20 protein-coding genes are annotated in these 16,498 nt (G+C 64.9%); 10 read left to right on the top strand and 10 right to left on the bottom strand.

Annotated elements, in window-relative coordinates:
* Positions 1-82 precede the first annotated feature (82 nt).
* The 4 genes from ACFYOW_RS37070 (at position 83) to ACFYOW_RS37055 (ending at position 2,030) form a co-directional block, all read left to right on the top strand.
* Positions 83-205: a hypothetical protein gene (locus ACFYOW_RS37070; protein WP_387294718.1), complete on the top strand. Its 123-nt coding sequence runs from the start codon at positions 83-85 to the stop codon at positions 203-205.
* Positions 206-564: 359 nt separating this feature from the next.
* Complete coding sequence (locus ACFYOW_RS37065; RefSeq protein WP_387294717.1) at positions 565-1,038, top strand: nuclear transport factor 2 family protein; 474 nt, start codon at positions 565-567, stop codon at positions 1,036-1,038.
* A gap of 26 nt (positions 1,039-1,064) precedes the next feature.
* Positions 1,065-1,613, top strand: a complete 549-nt coding sequence (locus ACFYOW_RS37060) for a TetR/AcrR family transcriptional regulator (RefSeq protein WP_387294716.1) — start codon at positions 1,065-1,067, stop codon at positions 1,611-1,613.
* Positions 1,614-1,709: 96 nt separating this feature from the next.
* Positions 1,710-2,030: a hypothetical protein gene (locus ACFYOW_RS37055; protein ID WP_387294715.1), complete on the top strand. Its 321-nt coding sequence runs from the start codon at positions 1,710-1,712 to the stop codon at positions 2,028-2,030.
* Between the two features lie 571 nt (positions 2,031-2,601).
* Here the strand turns inward: ACFYOW_RS37055 and ACFYOW_RS37050 are convergent.
* The gene (locus ACFYOW_RS37050) at positions 2,602-2,808 is read right to left on the bottom strand and encodes a DUF397 domain-containing protein (RefSeq protein WP_387294714.1); all 207 of its coding nucleotides are present in this window, start codon (positions 2,806-2,808) and stop codon (positions 2,602-2,604) included.
* Positions 2,809-2,810: 2 nt separating this feature from the next.
* On the bottom strand, positions 2,811-3,692 hold the full coding sequence (locus tag ACFYOW_RS37045) for a helix-turn-helix domain-containing protein (protein WP_387294713.1): 882 nt from the start codon (positions 3,690-3,692) through the stop codon (positions 2,811-2,813).
* Between the two features lie 842 nt (positions 3,693-4,534).
* On the opposite strand from ACFYOW_RS37045, the gene ACFYOW_RS37040 reads away from it, so the two are divergent.
* Entirely contained in the window at positions 4,535-4,837 is a 303-nt protein-coding gene (locus tag ACFYOW_RS37040) for a hypothetical protein (RefSeq protein WP_387294711.1), read from the top strand.
* On the top strand, positions 4,834-5,016 hold the full coding sequence (locus ACFYOW_RS37035) for a hypothetical protein (protein ID WP_387294710.1): 183 nt from the start codon (positions 4,834-4,836) through the stop codon (positions 5,014-5,016). The genes ACFYOW_RS37040 and ACFYOW_RS37035 overlap by 4 nt, the downstream gene beginning before the upstream one ends.
* A gap of 240 nt (positions 5,017-5,256) precedes the next feature.
* Here ACFYOW_RS37035 and ACFYOW_RS37030 read toward each other — a convergent pair whose 3' ends face one another.
* The 4 genes from ACFYOW_RS37030 to uraD all read right to left on the bottom strand — a co-directional run bounded on the left by ACFYOW_RS37030 (position 5,257) and on the right by uraD (position 8,421).
* Positions 5,257-6,618 carry an 8-oxoguanine deaminase gene (locus ACFYOW_RS37030; RefSeq protein ID WP_387294709.1) on the bottom strand — a complete coding sequence of 454 codons (1,362 nt, stop codon included), beginning with the start codon at positions 6,616-6,618 and terminating at the stop codon, positions 5,257-5,259.
* 4 nt (positions 6,619-6,622) lie between these two features.
* Positions 6,623-7,528 (bottom strand): factor-independent urate hydroxylase, encoded by a 906-nt coding sequence (gene pucL / locus ACFYOW_RS37025; protein WP_387294708.1) that lies wholly within the window; start codon positions 7,526-7,528, stop codon positions 6,623-6,625.
* 7 nt (positions 7,529-7,535) lie between these two features.
* Positions 7,536-7,853, bottom strand: a complete 318-nt coding sequence (gene uraH, locus ACFYOW_RS37020) for a hydroxyisourate hydrolase (RefSeq protein WP_387294707.1) — start codon at positions 7,851-7,853, stop codon at positions 7,536-7,538.
* A 61-nt stretch (positions 7,854-7,914) separates the two neighbouring features.
* A complete protein-coding gene (uraD, locus tag ACFYOW_RS37015; RefSeq protein ID WP_387294706.1) occupies positions 7,915-8,421 on the bottom strand; it encodes a 2-oxo-4-hydroxy-4-carboxy-5-ureidoimidazoline decarboxylase in 507 nt (168 codons plus the stop codon).
* Positions 8,422-8,561: 140 nt separating this feature from the next.
* On the opposite strand from uraD, the gene ACFYOW_RS37010 reads away from it, so the two are divergent.
* Positions 8,562-9,149: an NTP transferase domain-containing protein gene (locus ACFYOW_RS37010; RefSeq protein ID WP_387294705.1), complete on the top strand. Its 588-nt coding sequence runs from the start codon at positions 8,562-8,564 to the stop codon at positions 9,147-9,149.
* A 14-nt stretch (positions 9,150-9,163) separates the two neighbouring features.
* Positions 9,164-10,201 (top strand): XdhC family protein, encoded by a 1,038-nt coding sequence (locus ACFYOW_RS37005; protein WP_387294704.1) that lies wholly within the window; start codon positions 9,164-9,166, stop codon positions 10,199-10,201.
* A 2-nt stretch (positions 10,202-10,203) separates the two neighbouring features.
* Here the strand turns inward: ACFYOW_RS37005 and ACFYOW_RS37000 are convergent, their stop codons facing one another.
* From ACFYOW_RS37000 to ACFYOW_RS36985, 4 genes are all read right to left on the bottom strand, one after another.
* Positions 10,204-11,295, bottom strand: a complete 1,092-nt coding sequence (locus tag ACFYOW_RS37000) for an ABC transporter substrate-binding protein (RefSeq protein ID WP_387294703.1) — start codon at positions 11,293-11,295, stop codon at positions 10,204-10,206.
* A gap of 77 nt (positions 11,296-11,372) precedes the next feature.
* On the bottom strand, positions 11,373-12,110 hold the full coding sequence (locus ACFYOW_RS36995; protein WP_387294740.1) for an ABC transporter permease: 738 nt from the start codon (positions 12,108-12,110) through the stop codon (positions 11,373-11,375).
* 306 nt (positions 12,111-12,416) lie between these two features.
* Positions 12,417-13,163, bottom strand: a complete 747-nt coding sequence (locus ACFYOW_RS36990; protein ID WP_387294702.1) for an ABC transporter permease — start codon at positions 13,161-13,163, stop codon at positions 12,417-12,419.
* Between the two features lie 88 nt (positions 13,164-13,251).
* Entirely contained in the window at positions 13,252-14,061 is an 810-nt protein-coding gene (locus ACFYOW_RS36985) for an ABC transporter ATP-binding protein (RefSeq protein ID WP_387294701.1), read from the bottom strand.
* Between the two features lie 142 nt (positions 14,062-14,203).
* Between ACFYOW_RS36985 and pnuC the strand changes: the two genes are divergently transcribed.
* Positions 14,204-14,890: a nicotinamide riboside transporter PnuC gene (pnuC, locus tag ACFYOW_RS36980; RefSeq protein WP_387294700.1), complete on the top strand. Its 687-nt coding sequence runs from the start codon at positions 14,204-14,206 to the stop codon at positions 14,888-14,890.
* A gap of 74 nt (positions 14,891-14,964) precedes the next feature.
* Positions 14,965-16,479, top strand: coding sequence for a DHA2 family efflux MFS transporter permease subunit (locus ACFYOW_RS36975; RefSeq protein WP_387294699.1), 1,515 nt, complete (start codon positions 14,965-14,967; stop codon positions 16,477-16,479).
* Positions 16,480-16,498 lie beyond the last annotated feature (19 nt).

Below are 16,498 nucleotides of genomic sequence, written 5' to 3'. Positions count from 1 at the left end.
ACCTGCGCCTCAGCGGCGCTCGAGACTGGCGTCGTCCCGTGCGACAGTTCACGCACGGCTTAGGTGGGATCAGGCACAAATTTTGACCGAGAAACTCCTGATCGATATGCCAACCGCGGACTTCGCTGCGCTGGCGTGGCGCGATCACGGTGCGATCGTAGTCGCCGAAAACCTCGAGGCCGCATACGTTCTCGCCGACCGCTAGCTGCGAGCATGTTCACATCCTTAACTGGAATCCACGCGAAGCGTTGGACAAGATGCGCAACTACGGTGGGCTCTTCTTAGACGAGGAACCTGCGTTTCCTACGGTTGGCAGGTGACCGTCTCGAGGTAGATCCCGACCCCGAGACGACCGATCGCAGCTGGGCAGGCGAAGTCGACGCCAGCACCAGGGAAACCGCCGGACCGCTCCGCGACGGAATCGCTTTCGGTCGATGCGGGGGATTGTGTCAGACCTCGTAATTCTGGTGGTACGGCATGAGGACATGCCGAATATCCCGCTACCACCCGCACATCTGCCGTGCTACAGTAGGTTATCAATCGACCACTAACGTAGGAGCGAACATGACAGCCGAAGAAGACACAGCCGCCCGCCGCGCCGCCGCCCAGCACACCCTGGCCGAGCACCTGCGCCTCACCGCCGCCGGACGCGTCGAAGAATGGGTGATGCTGTTCACCCCGGACGCGGTCCTCGAGTTCCCGTACGCCCCGGCCGGCGTGCCCCAGCGGGTAACCGGGCGAGACGCACTACGCGCACACATGAGCAACTTTCCCGAGACCTTTGACGTGGAGTTCGTCGACCTGGTGTTCCACGAAACGGTCGATCCGAGTCTGGTGATCGCCGAATTCCGCTCGAAGGGCACGGCGCTGCCGACCGGCAAGCCCTACGAGCAGACGTGCATCTCCGTCGTCCGGACCGATGACGACGCGCGCATCACCCACTACCTGGACTACTGGAACCCGCTGGTAGCGATCGAGGCGCTCACACCCCAGGACGTGCCGTCCGACCCCGACCTCAGCGTGACTTTTGGGGGCTGATGTGGAGCCGTGTTTAACTGACGCCCATGCCCGCCGCCGGCACTAGCACCAAGAGCGACGAACGACGTCGGACCATCATGGCCGCCGCGGTCGAATGCTTCGCGCAAAAGGGTTTCTACGGTACGACGACGCACGAGATCGCAGACTGGGTCGGCATCTCTCAGCCGTATCTCTATCGCCTGTACCCGAACAAGGAAGCGCTGTTCGCGGCGGTGGTCGACCACGTGTCCGTCGTAATGACCGAAACGCTGGTCGCTCACTCGCCCGCCTCGGGTGGAGCCGAGCTGGCGCCCGAGGCCGCGTTGGACGCGGCGCGCGGCGCCTACGCCGCGCTCGTCGCGGACCGCAACATCCTGCGTTTCCTCATGCATGCGAACTGTGCCGCCGGCGAGCCGCTCGTGGCGCAGGCCGTGCGGCGATGCTACGCCAAGCAGGTTGACACCGTTCGGCATCTACTGGGCGACGACGACGCCGTGCGGCGCTGGTTCGGCGCCGGAATGCTCGACAACGTGGTCGCCGTGCTGGGTCTGGCCGACATCGATGAGCCGTGGGCACACGTCCTCACCGCTCGATGACCCGACACCGGCACTTCGGCGACGACGGCCCCGAGCCTTCCTCGTCAGCACGGCGGTGACCGCGTTCTGATCACGACGCAGGCCGCGGATGAACGAATGCAGCGCCGGTTGGTCGTCGGCGTCGAGGCAGGCCATCCACCGTTCGGGATTTTGGCCGCGGCGCTGGCTCATGATCTCGGCGAACTCGCGGACGTGCCCGGCCAGCTGGGCCAGGTCAGGACCGACTGCATCGAATCGAGGCCCGCCCGGTGTTCGGAAGCGATCTGGCGCAGCAACGTCATCCGGCTCACCGTGGCTGCCAGCTGCGTGGTCGATCGCGCTCCCCCGCGGTCGCCCAGGACGTCAGCGCACAACATGCGCTGCAAGATCAGTTTCGACGGGCGTGCCGGGCCGCGAGCTGCGGCACCGGCTCGGTGAAAGTTGTTTTGCCGCACTCGGAGTTGACCCAGAACAGGCTGCAGACCCGAACCCCGATCACGCGACCGGATCCTCACCCGTGGCGGCCTCGATCCGCACAGTTGAACCCGCCGCGCAGACCCCCTCGATCCGCAGTCCCTCAGATGCGGGAACAGAACACTCATCGGTCCAAGATCAGAACACCGGGGACATGATGAACTATCAACCGCCCCTTCGCATCTTCGGGCAATCACGAATTCTGTGCCAAATCGACAGTTGGGTCGGAGTTGACACGATGGGACTGGCCCGCCGCGAGCACCAACCGGATCAACGACAGCCCCGACACAACGCCCGCCAGACGGCATCGCCCAACCCATATCGAATAGCCGCGCACAGATGAGGGCGAGGAGTCCGGAGCGCCGCGGGCATCTACCGGATCAATGACGGCTGCGGCATAGCGGGTAGAAGAAATGCCAATGAGAGAAACAGCAACGGCCCCAGTCGGATACGCATCAGACTGAGGCCGTTGACCATGCTCGGCTCGGCTCGGCTCGGCTCGGCTCGGCTCGGCTCGGCTCGGCTCGGAGAAGCGCTAGACCGTTGGCCGGGCGAACTCACCGTCGTGCACGCATGACATGAAGGCATCCCAATCGGCCGGAGCGAAGACCAGCGCCGGGCCAGTCGGGTTCTTGGAGTCGCGAAGGCCGACGCCGCCGTTGCTCAGCCGGGCGACTTCCACGCATTCTTGATCGGCCTGGCTGTAGCTGCTCTTGAACCACGCAGCACCGGTAAAGTTCATTTTCACAGTTGATACTCCTTTGCTATCTTCCTCAGCAGCGCTCTGCTGTCGACGGGGTTCAGCGAGGCATCGTGCAGAGCCGCCGAGACCTGAAGATAGCGGTCGACATCAACCTGCTTCTGTAAGTAGATATTGGCGGTGACCACGCTCTCTATATAGACGATCGAAGGCTCGACCGGCCTGCCCTTGCTGTCGGTTCCGAAGTCCATGATCACGAACGGACCCGGTACCACCCCCAGCGGCATTCCCGCGCTGAAGGGGAGTATTCGAACTTCGACATTCGGCCACGTGCTGACGTCGGCCACGCGGCGCAGCTGATCGCTCATGACCTTCGGACTGCCGACGACCCGCCGCAGCGCGGATTCGTGCAGCACGACATCGAGCATGACCGGCTGGAACTTCCGTTTGACGATCACCTGCCGCTTCATTCGCAGCTCGACGCGGCGCTGGAGGTCGCCATCGGGCTCTCGCAGATTGTAGTTGCGCATAAGCGAGGCGGCATAGGCTTCTGTTTGTAGGAGCCCGGGAATGAGTTCCTGGTACGAAAACAGGTGCCGCGCCGCCCCTTCCAGCTCGATGTAGTTGTCGAAGTTGCCGCGCAGCACGTCGCTATACTCCGCGTACCAGTTCTTCACGGCCGCTTGCTCGGCAAGGTGTTTCAGCGCAGTGGTCTCTTCTGCACTGCGCTCGTAGATCTCGCACAGATGCTGGACTATGCGGACACGAATCTTGTCGGCCGTGCCCTTCTCGAGCCGGTGCAAGGTGGTGGTCCCGATCTCCACCAGCCTCGCTGACTGCGCCATTGTCATCCCCACCGCTTCGCGATGCTGGCGCAACATGCGCCCCAGCTGTCGCCGGGGCAGGGTGCTGTCTTCCTCGGCCATCTCTGATTACCCCTCGTTGGACGGAATATCGGACAGCAGGGAGCGGAACCAGTTTGCCACAGTTAGCGGAAACGTCTCTGGCACAACGAAAAATCTCCGATGGATTCCTGATCGACGTTGTGCCTGGTCAGAGTTGCTGATGTCGTTGTTTCTGCGCGGCACACGGTGATTGCTAGGGAGCAAACCGCATCGTTCGCGAGACCCCCAGCCGGTGCTCGAGGCGATCGGACTGACACCGCCGGGTGCCGCGCTTCAATCGACCATCACACCAGTGAGGTTCACCCATGTTCAGGACGACAACGATGAACTCGGCTCTTCGGTGCCCGCCGATCAGCACGCGGGCTACCGAGGCACCTATACCGAATGCCGCAATGATGCCGAATAAGCGAGTGGCAGAACGTTATGCACACCGACCGGAGCCGCCGAAGGCTATCGGGTTCACGCGCGGTGACTTGTCCAGACCGACACCGGTCGTCGTGGATGCGGCGTGGACATGATCGTGACGCCGCCGCAGGTGTGCGGATGCGCCGATGTCGAGCTGGCGCACGAACTACTGCGCGCGCATCTCGCCTGTCGAGTCGCGCGCTGCGTGTGGAAGGCAGCGGCTTACTACACCCTGATCGACGCGGGCCGACTCGTTCCGCAGACGGCGACGCCACGGGAGCGGGCCGCCGCGCGGGGAATCGCATTCCCGCCGCTGGACAGTGAGCCACTCCCCCAGAACGGACCGACCGTGCACACACTGCGCGAGGTCCTGGACAATCTCTCCGAACTGGCGCAACCGATCCCTCCGCGGACATCACCAACGGCGACGACAACTAACGCTTCAGTAGGGGATCGGGATGAGCGAGCATCGCACGGAGGTCGGCGACTGGGTAGCGCAATGGCGGATCGACCATCATCACATTCGGATCATGCTGGTACACAATGTCTCTGACCAGCGGCTGATGTCAGCCAGCACGCCCGCCGGCGCACCGGATCTGGCTGGGATGCGTGAGCGGTTTCCGGACCTGTCGCCGCTATGGGATGCGATCCGGCACGAGTATTGGGCGAAATTCTTTGTCACCCGGGAACCTTCACGAGGCAGGGTCCGATCACGCGAAGGCAACGTCTCGACCGACGCGCAACGAAAGGCAGGGCGGTGATATCTGATCCGGATTCCGTACGATTTCAGCTGCTCGTGGAGCGGGCCGAGCGGGCGGGCTACCGTCTGATGCGCGACCCCTGGACGCCCTGCACCTGGATCCTGCTCGACACCGAAGACGGCGAACCACTGCATTCGGCAGCGACGCTCGACCTCATCGAGCAATGGCTGGCCCTGTGAATGCGCCCAAGGCGCTTGCGTCCTGTGTGGCGCCGACAAACGGGTCGTTGATCACCGCAGTGCTTGATATGTCGGGATTTGGCACTATCTTAGAGCCGCGCGGCTCAGCGCTTCGGTCGCCGTGGGCGCTCATGTCGCCGTGGGGACGCTCACTTCAGCATTGCCGACGACGCGCTCGCTTCCCGCCATTAACCAGCACATGGCGCCCGCGATCAAAGCAGACCGGCCGCGGACCGAGAATCAGCGCGACTTCGCGACAAGCGCCGCCTGCGCCCGCGCGACCTTCCCACCGATCTTCTCCTCGTCAACCGTGCGTACCTCACCATCCTGAACAACCATGCGCCCATTGACGATCAACGCCGCTAATGGCGGTGCCGAGCCGAGAATCAGTGCGGTCACCGGGTCATCGATGCCCGCGTGGGCGGGCGTATCGAGCCGCCACAAAGCGAGATCGGCGAGTTTGCCCGGTTCGATCGACCCGATTTCGGACTCGCGCCCCAGCACCCGTGCACCACCGATAGTCGCCAGCTCCAAGGCTTTTCGAGTACCGAGCGCGCGTGGTCCGCCCTTGGCCCTGGCATAGAGCAGCGCATTGCGTGGCTCCTCGATCATCGAACTGGATTCATTGCTCGCCGCACCGTCCACGCCGAGCCCCACCGGTACCCCCGCCGCGACCAGATCCGCCGTGCGTGCGGTTCCCGCGCCGATCCGCGCATTCGAGGTTGGGCAATGCGCCACTCCGGTGCCGGTTTTCGCCATTGTGCCGATGGCAGCGTCGTCCAGGTGGATGCCATGGGCGTACCAGACATCCGAGCCGAGCCAGCCGAGGCGCTCCATGTACTGGGCGGGTGTGCAGCCGAATTTATCCGCACAGAACTCGGCTTCATCGATCGTCTCGGCCAGATGGGTATGCAGGCGTACGCCGAGATCGCGCGCCAGCACGGCGGATTCGCGCAGCAACTCGGTGGTCACCGAGAACGGCGAGCATGGCGCGAGCGCGATCCGCAGCATCGAGTCGAATGACGGATCATGCCAGCGCGCAACGGCATCCGCGCTCGCGGTGAGAATGGCGTCGAGAGTCTCCACCACCTCGTCGGGCGGCAGCCCACCCGAACTCTGCCCGAGATCCATCGAGCCGCGCGTCGGATGGAATCGCAACCCCACCTCGGCGGCGGCGGTGATTTCCGCGCCGAGCAGGTCGCCACTCGCGCGCGGGAATACGTAGTGATGGTCGGTGGACGTGCTGCAACCGGTGCGGGCCAGCGCGGTGAGCGCACCGGTGGCGGCGACGCGAACCGCATCTTCATCGATGCCCGCCCAGATCGGGTAGAGCGTGGTGAGCCATTCGAACAGCGTGTTATCCGCGGCCAGACCCCGGGTGACCCACTGATAGAGATGGTGATGGGTGTTCACCAGTCCGGGCGTGAGCAGGCAGCCACGGCCATCGATGCGGTGCGCATCCGCGCCGAGATCGGGCGCATCACCCGCACCGACCGCGGTGATCCGGTTGCCCTGCACCGTCACATACCCGCGGCGGTATTCGGTGCCGTTCGGATCGACGGTCGCCACGGCGCACCCGTCGATGACCGTCGTTGTCGTCATGTGCCTACGGTAGCCATGCGGGCCCGGCCGCCGGGGCATCTTCCCGCTGCACAGTGGCATGGATGAGTCCGTAGGGCCGGTCGTCGGCGTGAAAGACCTCGCCGTGGTTCTCGATGCCGAACCGACCGAGGTCGTAGTCGAAATGATGCTTATTCGGCGCGGCCAGCCGGATTTCGGCGAGCACCGGAAAGGCCTCGAGTGCGGCCTTGCCCATTTCGAAGAGCGTCTGCTGCATAGCCTTCGAATGCAGCGTCGCGAAGACCTCGACCATCCGCTGCCGGACGCCCGCGTACACCGCATCCCAGTCCACGCCGGTCGTGGCGGCGAAACGCCACTGTGCGACGAGGGAGGTCGCGAGCATCCGGTCGTTCGTCGGGGCGAGGACGGTGAAATCGTCGGTGAGGAAGTCGGCGAATTCCGAGCCGGTCGACTTGAGAATCACCAGATCCTTGACCCCGCCGATGACCCAGGCCTGCTGCCCGTCGTCCTTGCCCGACACCGTGACCGTCGCGGTCCGCACCTCGGAACCCTGCCGCACCCAGGTGTGATCGTGCTCGCTGCCGTCGACGGTGACCCGCTGCCAGGCATACTCCTCGACCTCGATGCGCGCGCTGTCGACGGGCGCGATCTCATCTACGAAATGCGCGGCGAGTGTGAGCGCATAATCCTCGATCGGTTGCAGCCCAGGCTTTTTCGCATACGCGTAGGCGGTCTGCTTCTGGGAATCGGTGGGCAGCACCTTCGACTGGTCACCGGCGACATAGGCATCGGCGAAATCGCCACGCAGCACCGTGGATACGTTCACATCGCGGATTTCGTGACGTGGCTGGTCCCGATAGATCCGGACGATGCGGTTCTCTGCCTTTCCGTACCGGTTGTCGGACAGCACGATCGGCCCAGTCAGCTCCATGAATGGCTCAACTCCCTCGGTAGGTGGAAAAGGCGAAGGGCGACAACAGCAATGGGACGTGATAGTGCCGCTCCTCGATGACGACGAACGTGATGGCAACCTCCGGATAGAACGATTCGACCCCGCGCCCGGCGAAGTAAGCGCCGGTATCGAATACCAGCCGATATGTGCCGGGTGGCAATGCCGCACCGAGCGAGGCGATCCGGCCATCGTCATCGGTGACTCCGGAACCGAGCACCTCGGTGTCCCGATATAGCACCACCGCGATTCCGGGCGCGGGCGCACCCGCGACGGCATCGAGCACATGCGTACCGATCGTGCTCATGACTGCACCTCGCTCGGCTCCGTCATGACCACCAAGCTGGCTGTGTTGAATGTTCGCTCGCTCATTCGCCATCCTCGACCAGCAGCCGCGCCAACCGAATCCGGTTGATCTTCGCCAATTCCGTTCGCATAACCCGCCTTTCGGTCTGCGGATCATTTCCGAGCCGGGCGGTGAGCAACTCCAGCAGCTCGTCGCCGGACTTACCGGTCGCGCACACCAGATAGATATGGCCGAACTTCGCCTCATAGGCCAGATTGCCCTCGGCCAATCCGATCCGCACGGCATCCTCGGCCCCGGCCACCCCGGCCTGCTCGCGCGCCGATGCCACGGTATCGGGCCGCGCGCCGATCCGCGGATGTCCGTCGAGTGCGCGATCGATCTGCGCCTCGGACAATTCGGCCAGCACCGCATCGGCCGTATCGAATATGGCATCGATATTCGCGTACGGCCGCCCCGCGACCAGCGCACGAGCCCATTCCGGCGAAGAGCAACACGCGAGCAAGGCCGCATTGGCCGCCGCTTCGGGCAATGCGTTGAATTCCGCGAGGCCCAACCCGTCGGGTGTCATCGGACCAGCATCGAATACGACCGCCCCGGTCGCCAGTCGAACGAGATAGATCACCTCCGGCGTGTCGTCAGCGTCTGACTGTCGACGTCAAAGCACTTTTCCGTAACCCATCGGCTACTCGGCCGGGCTACCGTCTTTTCATGGCTGCATCACCCGAACCGGTCTGCGCGGGCATCGTCTTGGCCGCCGGCGCCGGCACGCGCTACGGGATGCCCAAAGCATTGGCCGAGGGCGGCGCTTGGCTGCGGTCGGCGGTGGCGGCCCTGCGCGACGGCGGCTGCGATCCGGTGATCGTGGTGCTCGGCGCGACCGGACCTACACCGGACGCGGTCGACCTACCCAAGGGTGTCGATCACGTGTGGGCGGCGGACTGGGCGACCGGACTCGGGGCCTCGCTGCGGGCGGGTCTGCGAGCCGTCGCGCGCACCCCCGCCGAGTACGTCGCGATCATGCCGGTGGATACCCCCGATGTCGGGGCCGATGTGGTCGCCCGGGTGGTCGCCGCGGCCTTCGCGGCACCCACCGGCCTGGCGCGGGCTATGTTCCACGCCACACCCGGCCATCCCGTTGTCATGTCTCATAAGCACTGGACCTCGGTGTATCAAGCAGCTGTTAGAGATTCCGGCGGGCGCACCTATTTAGCCGGTAATAACGATATGGTGTGCGTCACGTGCGACGATTTGGCGACAGGCGATGATCGTGACTTCCCGGCCACGCCGCACGCGTGAGCGGAGCTGAACAGATGCGGGACATCGTCGACGACCTATTGCGGGTGTGGCATTCGGGCCGGACAGGTGGACTGGCCACCGTCGTGCGAACTGTTGGTTCCGGACCGCTGCCGGTCGGAACATCGATCCTGATAGATGCCAATGGCGCGGTCTACGGTTCGCTCCTCGGCGGGAGCGTCGAGACGACCGTGATCGAGGCGGCCGCCGACGCCGCGCGCAGCGGTCGACGCGGACTGCACCGCTTCGGCGTCCCGCCGGGCGAGCCCGGATTGGACTCCGGCGGCATGGTCGATGTTTTCGTCGAGCCGTTCTCGCGCCGGGACTTCCCGGAATTCCCCTCCATAGCCGCGGAAATCGCCGCGCACCGCCGAGTTACCCTCTTCACCGTGGTGTGGAATCCGGATCCGGATCTGATCGGACAGCATCTGATCACCCCGCAGCGTCATGCGACGGAACTGGTCGCGCTGCCCGAATCCGATGTATTCGTCGCCTCGTTCCCGCCGCCACCGCGACTGATCATCTTCGGCGCCAACGCTTTTGCCGCGGCGCTGACCGTCCAGGCCAAACTGCTCGGCTACCGCGTCACGATCTGCGATTCCCGCGAAACCTTCGCGACACCCGATGCCTTCCCGGGTGCCGAGGTGGTCGTCGACTGGCCGCACCGGTACCTGAACACCCTGTCCGCGGCGGGCGAAATCGATAGCAGCACGGCGATTGTCGTCCTCGGACACGATCCGACGTTCGAAATCCCGCTGCTCACCGTGGCGCTGCGACTACCCGAACTGGGTTACCTCGCCGCAAACGGCTCCTGGTCCGCACACCTGAGACGCATCGAAGATCTACAAGCGGGCGGCTTCGACAACGCGACGCTCGCCCGCCTGCACTCCCCCGCCGGTCTCGATATCGGGGCACGCACCGCCGCCGAGGTCGCCGTTTCGATCGCCGCCGAACTGCTTGTCGCCCGGTCCGAAACCGAACGGCGGATCACCGAAAACCGGGACGCCGAACCGCAATTCAAGGAATTCCCGGCCAACGCCCCGGTGGCGCTCTAGCGCTACTTCAGGCCCGGATTCTCCGCGTACACCTCGCGCAGCACCGAGAGGTCGAACAGCTGGTCGGCCTTGATATCGATCTTGGCATTGCGCAACGCGGCGATATTCTGCTCGATCAACTGATCGGTCATGGTCAGCAAACCATTGGCGGTCGAATCCGCGGAGACGACGAGGCCGTTCTGCGCGGTCGCCTCCTGGGTCTGTTCGTTCAGATCGAGTTTCTGATCCTTGCCGTATACCTCGACCGCGAGTCGCGCCGATTCGGCCGGATTCGCGACCGCGTCCTTCCAGCCCTTGATCTCGGCGATCAGGAAGGCCTTCAGCTTGTCGCGTTCCTTATCGATGGTGGACTGCTTGACCGTCAGGGTCTCGGCCACCAGCGGCAGGTTGTAATCGGCGAAGAGGAAATTCGTATTCTGGAATCCCTTGGCGGTCAGCGTGATCGGCTCATTGGTCACATAGCTGACCCAGCCGTCGACCTCACCGTTGGCCAGCGGAGTCGGATCGTATTGCGCGGGCACGATGGTCACATCGCTCGGCTTCATGCCATTGGCGTTCAGCAGCGCGTTGAAGATCAGCTGATTGGTGTCCTGGACGCCGATCTTGCGACCCTTCATATCCTGCGGGGTCTTGATGGGCCTGGCGGCGGAGCTGACGATGCAGAACGGGTTCTTCTGATAGGTGGTCGCGACGATCTTGGCGGGTAGGCCCTCCAGGATCGCGGGCGCGGTGGTCTGCGGGGCCGAGGTGCCGAGCCAGACCTTGCCGGTGTCCAGGCCCGCCTCGACCGAGGTGCTGGCCGCGCCACCGGCGATCAGATTCACCGAACCGAATCCGGCCTCCTTGTAGTAGCCCTTGGAATCGGCGAAGTATTCGCCCGCGAATTCGATGTTCTTCAGCCAGGACAGCTGGATCGCGACGGAACCGTACTTGGATCCGTCCGCCACCGACCCGCCCGACGAGTCTTTCGAATCATCGCCACATGCGGCAAGCAGGCTCGCACCGCCCAAGGCGGCGCCGGCCAGCGCGGAGTAACGAAGCAGGGATCGCCGGTTCAGGTTCGGCCCGAACGAAGAGCGTTGTACGGGGTTCATGGGCCGAATCTAAGGGGATTCCGTTTCGATTTCTTTACTTTGGCGTTCCGAGCATTAATTTGCGAAAAACTGACCGGTCAGCGGCGACCCGCCTCGGGGCCGAAGCGGGCCAGCACCAGATTTTCGATGACGCCGACGATCGCGTACAGCAGCACCGAGACGACGGTCACGATCACGATCGAAGCCCACAGCTTGCTGTATTGGAAGGTCGGGATGGCGCGAATCAGACTGGCGCCCAGTCCCGTGCCACTACCCAACCATTCACCCAGCAATGCGCCGATCAGCGCGCCGGGCACCGAGATTCGCGCCGCCGCGAAGACCGACGGCAGGGCGGCGGGCACGGCGACCATGCGCAGTCCGGTCCAGCGGGAGCCGCCGTAGGCGGCCACCAGATCCATCGCCTGCCGCGGTGCATTGCGCAATCCCGCCATGATCATCACCAGCGCCGGGAAGAACACCACGATCGCCGCGAGCACCGTCACGCCGGCCAGTCCGCGCCCGAAGACCAGCACGATGATCGGGGTCAGCGCCACCAGGGGCACCGACCGCAACAGCATGGCGACCGGCATGAACGTCTGCTCGACCACCGCGAACGAGACGAACAGTGCCGCGACGACGAGTGCGGCCAGCATGCCGACACCGAAGCCGATCGCGGCGTCGCGCAGGGTGATCTGCAGGTCGTCGAAGATCGCCTGACGTGCGGTGTGTGCGCCGGAGGAGTTGAACAGGTACTTCCAGATATCGCTGGGCGTTTTGCCTACTCGCGGGCCGACCTGGGGGAAGGACTTCAGGAAGACGTACCAGATCACCAGCATCAGCAGGAGTGCGGTGACCAGAGGAAACAGGAAGCGGCCGATCCTGGTCAGCACAGCGAGCGTCCCCGCGGCGGCACCGCGTTGGGGCCGCGTGCTCTCCACGGCGGGCGGTGCGGGGGCAGTCACGTTGTCCACCGGCCCGAGTTCGTCAGTCATCTCACTCCTCCAAACGGGGGGCTCGGCGGCGCGCGCGGTCTCGTCCGGCGCACACTGTTTCGCCCACCGCGCGCCTCCTGGCTCGGCGCACGCCAACATGTTCGCGCCAGAATTCGTCCGGCGACCGCGGGGCGCTGATTTGTGCGCGGCTCATCTCTGCTCCTGCGCGGTCCACGGGGTGACCAGTCGAGCGACCAAAGCGACAATCGCGTAGCCGAGTCCCGCGAGCGCGGCGGCGGCCAGCGCCATGCCCCAGGTACGCGGCACGTTGTACGCGGTCTGCGCGGCGGTCAGCGCGACACCGATGCCGCTGTCCACTCCGCCGAGGTATTCGCCGATGATCGCGCCGAGAACGGCCGACGGCGCGGCAATCTTCAACGCCGCGAACAGATTCGGCAATGCCGCGATCGCCTGCACCCGGTACAGCTGCTGCCAGCGACCGCCGCCGTAGGCGCGGATCAGGTCGAGGCTGGTGACATCGGCCGAGCGCAATCCGGTGACCGTGCCGACCATGGTGGTGAAGAAGCAGTACATCGCCGCGAGGAAGACCGTCGGGGTGCGTCCGCCGAAAACAACCAGGATGATCGGCCCCAGCGCGAGCAGCGGGATGCAGTAACTGAGGATGGCGAGCTGGGTGGCCAGCGGTTCGATCCACGGGATCAGCACGATCAGCATCGCCAGGCCGATGGCCAGCGCATTGCCCCAGATGAAGCCTTTCAGCGCACCGAGCGCGGTGATCCGGAAGTTGGGGCCGTACAGATCCCAGCCGTCGGTGTACATGGTGTGCAGGACAGTCCACGGACTCGGAATCGTGCCGCCCGCGACCTCCAGCGCGGCCAGCAGCCACCAGATCGCGATCAATCCGAGGACGCCGATCAGTCCGCCGAGCCGTTTCATGCCGCACCCCCTCGACGGTGTCGGCTGCACAGCACCGATCCGGTCCAATGGCGCTCGGCTGTGTTCATTGTTCGCTCGCTGCGCTCGCTCATGCGACTCCCCCTTTGCCGGACTTCCCGAAGAGCAGCTCCGATAGGTAGTCGTGCAGCCTGTGGAATTCCGGCGTGCGCATCATCTCGGGCGTGCGCGGGCGCGGCAGATCGATCTTCACCAGTTCCAGCACCCGGCCCGGCCGCGGACTCATCACCGCGACGACATCGGAGAGGAAGACCGCCTCGGCGATACCGTGCGTGACCATCAGGGTGGTCGCGGGCTTCTCGGTCCAGATCCGCAGCAGTTCCAGATTCAGCCGCTGCCTGGTCATATCGTCGAGAGCACCGAACGGTTCATCGAGCAGCAGCACGGTCGGCTTCACGACCAGTGCGCGCGCGATCGAAACACGTTGGCGCATGCCGCCGGACAGCTGCGCCGGTTTGGCCTTCTCGAAGCCCTCCAGGCCGACCAGCCGCACCAGATCCGCGATCAGTCCCGGATCCGGCGAGATGCCCGCGACCTGTAAGGGCAGTTTGATATTGGATTCCACCGAACGCCACGGCAGCAGCGCCGAATCCTGGAAGGCGATGCCGAGTTCATGGCGGCTGCGCAGTTGGGCGGGGGTCTCACCGTCTATGAGCGTCTTGCCCGCGGTCGGTGTTTCCAGTCCGGCCAGGATGCGCAGCACCGTCGATTTGCCGCAGCCGGATGGTCCGAGCAGGGACAGGAACGCGCCCTGTTCGGTATGCAGCTCCACATCGTCGAGCGCCTGCACCGTCTTCCGGCCGACCCGGAATGTCTTCGTCAAACCGCTGATGTGGATGCCCGTCCCGCCGGTGGGCTCCTCGGTACCGCTCGCCTTCATGACCAAAACACTAGGAGCAGGTCGTTGCACGGATATTGCGAATCGCCACCCCAGATTGCGCAATCGTTACGCGACTTTCGATCCGCGTGCGCCGAACCCGCAGGTTGGGATGAGATATCGCCCCGCCCGGGTTACAGCGGGGGTGAACCCACTTTTCGCGCTGCTCGACGCCAAGCTGCATATCGCGGGCTCGGAGATCCTCTGGCGCGAGATCATCGGCAATGGTTTCGGTCTGGCCTCCGCGGTCGGCGGTATGCGGCGACGGGTGTGGGCATGGCCGATCGGGATCGCGGGCAATGCGCTGCTGTTCACCGTTTTCGTCGGCGGAATCTTCAACACGCCACAGCATTTGAATATGGCCGGACAGGCCGGTCGTCAGTTGATGTTCATCGCGGTCAGCGTGTACGGCTGGTGGAGTTGGTATCGGCATGCGCGGGCCGAAACCGGACTCGAACATCGCGGCGTCGTGCCGCGCTGGGCCAGCGGGCGGGAACGGCTGGTGCTGGTGGCGGCGATGTTGGTCGGCACGGCCGCATTCGCCCGATTATTCGCGTTGATCGGTTCCTACGGGCCGTGGGCGGAGGCGTGGATCTTCACCGGATCGGTGCTGGCGACCTATGGCATGGCGCGCGGGCTCGCCGAATTCTGGCTGATCTGGATCGCCGTCGATCTCGTCGGTGTGCCATTGCTGCTGAAAGCGGGCTATTACCCGTCCGCGACGCTGTATCTGATCTATGCGGGCTTCGTCGCGTGGGGCTTCGCCGTATGGGCGCGCACCCTGCGTAAATCGGCTCCTGTGGTCGCCGATCTCGCGCCTTCGCGTCCCTAGAAACTTTTTTACGACCTCCGATGAATCGGCGCTGCGGCGCCGGTATGTACCCGCAAACCCATCGGAGGAATGCAATGAAGATGACCACGGGACAGCGCTGGGTACTGGCGCTGACATCGCTCGCGGGTTTGATGATCGTGCTCGACGCACTGGTCGTCACGACCGCGATGCATGCGATCCAGCTCGATCTGCACGCATCGATCGGCGAGCTGGAATGGACGATCAATGCCTACAACCTGAGTTTCGCGGTGCTGTTGATGGCGGGCGCGGCGCTCGGTGACCGGTACGGCCGCCGACGGGTGCTCATCGGCGGGCTGGCACTGTTCAGCGCGGCGTCGGCCGGATGTGCGCTGGCACCGACTCTGGGTCTGTTGATCGCCGCGCGGACGGCGCAGGGCATCGGGGCCGCCGCCATCATGCCCGTGGCGGTGGCCTTGCTCTCAGCGGCGTTCCAGCCCGAGCAGCGGACCAAGGCGCTCGGATTATTCGCGGCGGCAACCGGACTGGCCACCCTCGGCGGACCGCTCGTCGGGGGTGCGGTGGTGCAGGGCCTGGCCTGGCAGTGGATTTTCTGGTTGAACCTGCCGATCGGGGCGGTGCTGATTCCATTGGTGCGCACGCGGCTGGCCGAAAGTGTGGGCGAGGCACGCAGATTGGACTTTCTCGGAATCGCATTGGTGAGCGTCGCCGCCTTCGGCATCGTCTGGGGTCTGATTCGGGGCAATGAATCCGGTTGGGCCGGCATCGAAGTCGTGCTTGCTTTCCTGGCAGGTGCGGTGGCACTGATCGGATTCGTACGCTGGGAGCTGCGCACCACCGCGCCGCTGATTCCCATGCGTTTCTTCGCCTCGCGCGCCTTCTCCGCGGGCAATGCGGTCGGATTCCTGCTGGCCGCCTCGATTTTCAGCGGTGCGTTCTTCTTCGCCCAGTTCCTGCAGATCGTGCAGCAGCAAGGCCCACTCGGTGCCGGGCTGCGCCTGGCGCCGTGGACGATCACCCTGTTCCTGGTGGCGCCGATCGCGGGCAAGCAGGTCAACCGGTTCGGTGAACGTCCGCTGGTTGTCACCGGTTTGCTCATGCAGGCCGTCGGCTACGGGTGGATCGCCATCACCGCCGGACCGGACCTGTCGTACACCGCAATGATCGCGCCCTTCGTCATCTCCGGCGTCGGTGTGTCGATGGCGATTCCCGCCGCGCAGAGTGCGGTACTGCGCGCGGTTCCGATGCCCGCCGTCGGCGCCGCGTCGGGCACCTACAACACCCTGCGCCAACTCGGTGGCGCCTTCGGAATCGCGGTCCCCGCGGCTGTTTTCGCGGCCGTGGGCGGCTTCACCGGCGCGCGGGACTTCAGCGACGGTTTCGCGGCCGCCATCGGTACCGCCGCATTGCTCGCGCTCCTCGGCGCCGCGATCGGCCTGCTGATTCCGGCCGGTGCACCCATTCCCGCACCGAACACCACTGAGCCGGTTTCGGCCGACCCTGCGGGACCACCGAGCGACGGGTTGGCCTCCGCCCCTGCGGGCACACCGAACGGCGCGATGACCTCCTATTCGGCAGCTCGCGAGGACCGCACCGGGGTGAAGGCATGACCAGCGCCACAGATTCCTC

This window comes from Nocardia sp. NPDC006982 (genome assembly GCF_042869435.1).
Taxonomy (GTDB): domain Bacteria; phylum Actinomycetota; class Actinomycetes; order Mycobacteriales; family Mycobacteriaceae; genus Nocardia.
The sequence above is the reverse complement of the archived record's forward strand: the minus strand, read 5'-3'. Positions and strand labels throughout refer to the sequence as shown.

Excerpts from the sequence above, each read along its gene's own strand:
- ACFYOW_RS37065 (WP_387294717.1), top strand. The coding sequence starts at position 565 with ATGACAGCCGAAGAAGACACAGCCGCCCGCCGCGCCGCCGCCCAGCAC.
- ACFYOW_RS37060 (WP_387294716.1), top strand. The coding sequence starts at position 1,065 with ATGCCCGCCGCCGGCACTAGCACCAAGAGCGACGAACGACGTCGGACC.
- ACFYOW_RS37055 (WP_387294715.1), top strand. The coding sequence starts at position 1,710 with ATGCAGCGCCGGTTGGTCGTCGGCGTCGAGGCAGGCCATCCACCGTTC.
- ACFYOW_RS37050 (WP_387294714.1), bottom strand. The coding sequence starts at position 2,808 with ATGAACTTTACCGGTGCTGCGTGGTTCAAGAGCAGCTACAGCCAGGCC.
- ACFYOW_RS37045 (WP_387294713.1), bottom strand. The coding sequence starts at position 3,692 with ATGGCCGAGGAAGACAGCACCCTGCCCCGGCGACAGCTGGGGCGCATG.
- ACFYOW_RS37040 (WP_387294711.1), top strand. The coding sequence starts at position 4,535 with ATGAGCGAGCATCGCACGGAGGTCGGCGACTGGGTAGCGCAATGGCGG.
- ACFYOW_RS37030 (WP_387294709.1), bottom strand. The coding sequence starts at position 6,618 with ATGACGACAACGACGGTCATCGACGGGTGCGCCGTGGCGACCGTCGAT.
- pucL (WP_387294708.1), bottom strand. The coding sequence starts at position 7,528 with ATGGAGCTGACTGGGCCGATCGTGCTGTCCGACAACCGGTACGGAAAG.
- uraH (WP_387294707.1), bottom strand. The coding sequence starts at position 7,853 with ATGAGCACGATCGGTACGCATGTGCTCGATGCCGTCGCGGGTGCGCCC.
- uraD (WP_387294706.1), bottom strand. The coding sequence starts at position 8,421 with ATGACACCCGACGGGTTGGGCCTCGCGGAATTCAACGCATTGCCCGAA.
- ACFYOW_RS37010 (WP_387294705.1), top strand. The coding sequence starts at position 8,562 with ATGGCTGCATCACCCGAACCGGTCTGCGCGGGCATCGTCTTGGCCGCC.
- ACFYOW_RS37005 (WP_387294704.1), top strand. The coding sequence starts at position 9,164 with ATGCGGGACATCGTCGACGACCTATTGCGGGTGTGGCATTCGGGCCGG.
- ACFYOW_RS37000 (WP_387294703.1), bottom strand. The coding sequence starts at position 11,295 with ATGAACCCCGTACAACGCTCTTCGTTCGGGCCGAACCTGAACCGGCGA.
- ACFYOW_RS36995 (WP_387294740.1), bottom strand. The coding sequence starts at position 12,110 with ATGCTGGTGATCTGGTACGTCTTCCTGAAGTCCTTCCCCCAGGTCGGC.
- ACFYOW_RS36990 (WP_387294702.1), bottom strand. The coding sequence starts at position 13,163 with ATGAAACGGCTCGGCGGACTGATCGGCGTCCTCGGATTGATCGCGATC.
- ACFYOW_RS36985 (WP_387294701.1), bottom strand. The coding sequence starts at position 14,061 with ATGAAGGCGAGCGGTACCGAGGAGCCCACCGGCGGGACGGGCATCCAC.
- ACFYOW_RS36975 (WP_387294699.1), top strand. The coding sequence starts at position 14,965 with ATGAAGATGACCACGGGACAGCGCTGGGTACTGGCGCTGACATCGCTC.